General features: G+C 47.7%; 2 protein-coding genes. Both read left to right on the top strand.

Annotated elements, in window-relative coordinates; translation table 11 throughout:
* Window positions 1-247 precede the first annotated feature (247 nt).
* Window positions 248-1,879 (top strand): FG-GAP repeat protein, encoded by a 1,632-nt coding sequence (locus KKH67_02080; protein ID MBU1317963.1) that lies wholly within the window; start codon window positions 248-250, stop codon window positions 1,877-1,879.
* A 177-nt stretch (window positions 1,880-2,056) separates the two neighbouring features.
* Window positions 2,057-5,408 (top strand): hypothetical protein (locus KKH67_02075; protein MBU1317962.1); only part of this gene is annotated, 3,352 nt, incomplete at its 3' end.

Below are 5,408 nucleotides of genomic sequence, written 5' to 3'. Positions count from 1 at the left end.
GAAGTGTGCGCAGGAGAAGAAATAGCATGGAATGTATGATACAATATGAGAAAGGTAACTGCAAATAGGGCAACGCGGACGACATTTATGAAAGGCACATGGGTCTAAACCGTGCACAATGCAGACTCAGAATAAGGGTTGACAGATAGGGTGGTTATCGTATCTTTTATGTATAGGCATAAAGGGACATCATCGGTCCCGACGTGCTGGTTCACTGTCGAATTGAGAAAGGGGTTTTCACGTATCTTTGCTGGCGCTACTACAAAAGTTGTTGTATATCACATCGGTTGCGTTCATACTGCTTATTGCGGAAAACGCTTTCGCCGAATTCCCACTCGAACTGATAGCACACTTTCACAGCGATAGTGTCGGCGGACTACTCTGGAGAGACGCAATATCACCGGGCGATATTGATGGTGACGGCTACAGCGATATACTCGTGGCCGAATATGGCGGTGGAAAGAGAGTGCATGCCTTCCAAGGAGGAAATCCGCCCGACACCATTCCAGACATGTTGATCGGCAATTATGGGGCGAGGTATGCCTGGGTGCCTGATATCAATGGAGATGGCGTGGATGATTTCGTTATGCGCGAGACTTGGCAGGACAGTGTCGAAGTTGTGGATGTCTGGCTTGGAGGAGTCGATTTCTTCCTTAAATCCGAGCCTGATCTCAGACTGTTCAATGCCACTGACACGTTCAGTGCATTTGGAATTTCATTGAGTTCAGGAGATGTCAATGGTGATGAACAGAATGACCTGATAATTGCCGCAGTTAATAGTGACATCTATCCCTATGACGGCAGATTCTACATATATCACGGAGGTGACCTCCTGGACACAATTGTGGACGAGCACATCGATTTCTACGATCAGGGGAACGGCTACAATGATTTCTGGCTTGGCCTCTCTCCAGGCGATATCAACGGGGATGGACTTGCAGACTTCGTCTATTCAGGCATGAAGGGCAACTACCCCTCTTATGTCGGTGTCATCTTCGGAAGCGTGCCTCTTCATAGCACACCTGATGTTGTCTTCTGGACAGTCTGGAAAGAAGATATCAACTTCGACAATTTTGGTGAGTTTCTATATAGTGTTGGCGATATCAACCGAGATGGTTGTGCTGACTTTGTTGTTACTGGGCAGGCTCTGTGGCCTTGTCTTTACTTTGGCGGAGCTCCTTTTGATACCATTCCGCTAATACTCGGAGATACTAGTGATACAGCGACATGGGGAGATGTCGTTGCAAACATCGGAGATATCAACCATGACGGATGGGATGACATCGCTGTAGGGCATCCGTCTTTCAACTACGCATACGGCATAGTGTACATCTACTACGGTTATCGAGGTATGGACGGTGAAGCGGACCTCATTCTTTCAGGAACAGGTGCGTGGCCCTATGTTGGCCGGGAGTTTGGACATTCGGTGGGATCGGCAGGTGACTTCGATGGCGACGGAGTGGATGATGTGGTAGTCACCGCGTCAGATATCTATGCGATTGAGTACGCCTATGGCAATGTCTATGTGTATGCTGGGGATCCGAGCTTACCTACCTCTGCAGAAAGGCCCGTGGACAATGAGTTCTTGCCGACGCAGTTCGCAGTTTTGAGACAGAACCACCCTAATCCGTTCAATGGCAGCACTACCATTGAATATTCACTGGTTGGCCAGCAACATAGGAAAGTAGAGCTGGTCATATACAGCATTCTGGGGCAACGAGTAAGAATTTTGAAAAAGTGCACAGAAAATGGCGGTAGGTACGAGATATCATGGGACGGTAAGGAGGATTCTGGCAAGGCCGTGTCTTCAGGTGTTTATTTCTATGTCTTGAAAGTGGACGGAGATGTGATCGGCAAGAAGATGCTATTGTTGAAGTAGTGGCTGTCAAGCAAGAGAGACGATAAGAATCGTTTCATGTAGCTGAGTTGTCACATGACCAGTCTAATCCCTCTGTCAGAGTTCACCGTCTGTAGCCTGTAGTCAAGGAGGTAGTCAAATGCGAATCATTTGCTCATACGTGAATCCAAGTAGCGCAATTGGGATTGGAGGATTTCAATGAAAAGGACACTGGCTATCTGTACAGTGTTTATCATCGCTGTCGTACGGATCACTGAGACCACCGCGGGAGAATATCCATTTTATGGTTATGGACACCCTGCATCTAATGGCACGCCCAGCGATTCGATCGGCATTTTCGATTCGATACTCGTGGATCTGGGGATAAACAATGTAATAGTCGGATTTCAGCCACTTTCATTGAGAGAGGAACTTGACACGGCACGGAACCACGGAATCAACTTCGTAGTGCAGGCCTCGGTGCCGATAGGGGCAAAGGAGCCTGCCTACCATGACAGCGTAGACACTATACTGGAAATTCTCGCGACTAGAGGCATATATTCACCTATGGACGTTGTCCATCAGGACGTGTATGAGGGTTACTATTTCGATCTTCTCAGCGTTGGGCAGAGCTTCGTGGACCAAGCTCTGGACTTCAAAACTGTTCGTCGCTGCCAAGTCTCTCAAGATACAGCCGGTTATGTCTTTCTCGAGGGCCCCTCTTGGCAGAGTTACAGTTATCATAGTGCATTCGCTCAAATGGTCGATAAAGGAAGGTGTGGGGCTTGGGACGACACGATAACAGCAAGATTCAACATGAAGATAACAGGAGAACATGATGACACTGTCTCCGTATGCCGAGTAACTGCTGTCTGGAAATATCGACCGGATACTGACTGGGACGCGCAGGACTCGGCGATTGTTGCAGAGAAGCTCATTAGAGTCTCTGACTTCGATACTACAGGCGCATATGTCGATATAGACTTCCCATTCAGTAATGGCAAGTTCACCTCCCAGTATTCCCTGTATGTAGAATTGCAGCTCTATTGGTATGATGCTGTCGATCTGTGCATCAACCAAGTCACCATCTTAAATGAAGACGGCAGGTACTTTTGGGATCATGCGAGCGACGCTGCTGAGAGCTTATCAAGTTACTTCACTGCTTTGTACGACTACAGCAACGTAAAGGGGTATCATCTTTGTGATGAAGCTGCTGGAATTCAGTATCCGATCCTCAGAGTGGCAAATGATGCTATAAAGGGCATCACTAGCTCCGCAACCGACACCGTGCGAGTTGTAAGTCCGGCAACCGCTAATCTCGGAACGAGGCTCAATGGAGATGTACTTTGCAGATACGTAGACGTGGCATTTCTGCAAGTTCATGATTACTTTTTCAGGTGTGGTGCCAACAACAATTCTGACGAGTTTGAGGAATGCCGCGGCTGGTGGGATAGTATTGGTGTGCAACACACGTTAACAACGATATTCGATCGAGTCGATATACTCAGAGAGAAGGCACATGATGCTTACAAGAATTTCTGGCTCACTCTCTCGACCGGGCAACGATGGAGTGATATAACAAAGGCCTACTGTTATCAAGCACCGTACACTGATTCGTTCTATTATTACCGTCGATGGCCGTCGGACTTAACCTTGGAAGATCATCGGGTTCAAGTCTACATGGCACTGGCGCATGGTGTAGACGGCATAGGATACTGGAGAATGATACCGATATACTGGCCGAGCAGCCCACAACACAATCCTGAGGATGAAGAACCTGGCCCTTTCTTCAGTTATGCACCACACAATGATACACTCATCTCCATCGACAATAATTGCCCTGATGAAGGTTATCACCGTCCCTTCAGCGTCTACTGTGAAAAGGAAGATACTTGCTTCTATGTGACCTACGACAAGCAAGGTTATCCTGACGAGGGTGATGGAATAAAGCTCCATGGTCTGTTCGAAAGGCATCCAGACTCCACTTACTGGTGTCTCAGCCCAGAAGGAGAATGGGTAAAAGAAATTCTCGGCAGAGCCAAGCCTATCGGCTCAATCCTGAAGGAGTGTAGCCTTCTCGAGGTGGGTTTGGTGGATGACCAAGGTATAGGCTTTGTCGACAGCGTCGTCGGGGAGTTTCGCGATCCGGTGACAGGTACTGAGGACTGGATTGAAGCGGCCGTATTCGAAGACAATCAGACGGGCGATGACTACTTCATGCTGGTCAATCGTCGATTGTTAGCCTCTGAAGGGAACGACGTAACAGTTTACTTGGACGAAATGCAATTGTCCGGTGACTGGAACTACCTCGTCATAGATCAATCCAGCGATGATAGCATTTTGGTCAACGCTGATAGCAATTTCGCATTCCATGCACATTTGCAGCCAGGAGAGGGATATCTGTATGAGATAGTCCCCGCCGGTGTTTGCGGTTACCTCAGTGGAACCATTTCAGAAGATCTACTTGTGTGTGGTGACATCATTGTCGATGAAGACGACACGTTGCATTTGCATTCAGACTGGATTTCTCTAGAGGTTGATTTTAGTCAGATCGACTTCACTTCATCGGGTGTTGACACTGTTCGACCAGAAATCATAGTCAAGGGTACGTTGATCTTGGAAGATTCGGTTGTGTTCAGCTCTCCATCTGAAGAGGCCGGATCATGGTACGGAATCAGAATAGTGGATAATGGCAGAGTCGAGGTAACAGGTGATGTCCGTCCGTCACTCTCGCTAAGAGATGCATACATAGGCATGAGTTTCGAAGCCCCGACTACTTCAGGATCATTTGCGTTAAGCTTCTCCGGTCTGTTCTCAGAGTGTTCAAGCGTCATCGAGAATTGTCAAGCCGGCGGGATTTATTTGAACACCGACAATGTTACGTTTGCAGATACAACAGTCAACTACCATGTACCTTTGATAATCAGAGATGTACCAGATGGTTACGGAATTAAGGTCGATGGGAATTGCCCTGATTTCGATTGGATGGTCCAGATTCAAGACTGCAAATACGGAATCTATATTGCGGCACCTGGCGACACAGTTCAACACATTCGCGTTCTCAGTAGTGAAGTGAATGACAATTTCGGTATATACACTTACTCCACATCAACATCCTCTGTTATTTCACTTGAGCGTGTGTTGTTGGAGGGTGACTTCAACACGGGGATAAGCGCTACTTATAAGAGTAATGTGCATATGGATACATGTATGATTGTCAGCCATGATAGTAACACTGTCGTAGGTATTAATGTTCCTGGCATGTCCAAAGTAACAATGCGGAATTCCGGTATCCAGTGGGCAAAGACTGGAATCTACACAGCACAAGGCGGATCTGATTTTGGCGGGGCTCCTGATTCTTTGCGGGGCGGCAACTTGATCGTAATTGATCTTGCCGATACTGCCTCAAGGTCAATCAACCATGCCGGGATAGGAACCCTGCCGGCGTACGGAAACTACTGGGGAGGTGAGAATGGTGACAATTTCAGATTCCAGACGAACCCCCCTTTTGGTAGCATAGGCTATGATCCTTGGCTGGACGAAGAACCGAATCTTGGTTGGTCTTGCGGCT

Source organism: Candidatus Zixiibacteriota bacterium, assembly GCA_018820315.1.
Lineage (GTDB): Bacteria > Zixibacteria > MSB-5A5 > JAABVY01 > JAHJOQ01 > JAHJOQ01.
This window is presented reverse-complemented; position numbering and strand designations above follow the sequence as displayed.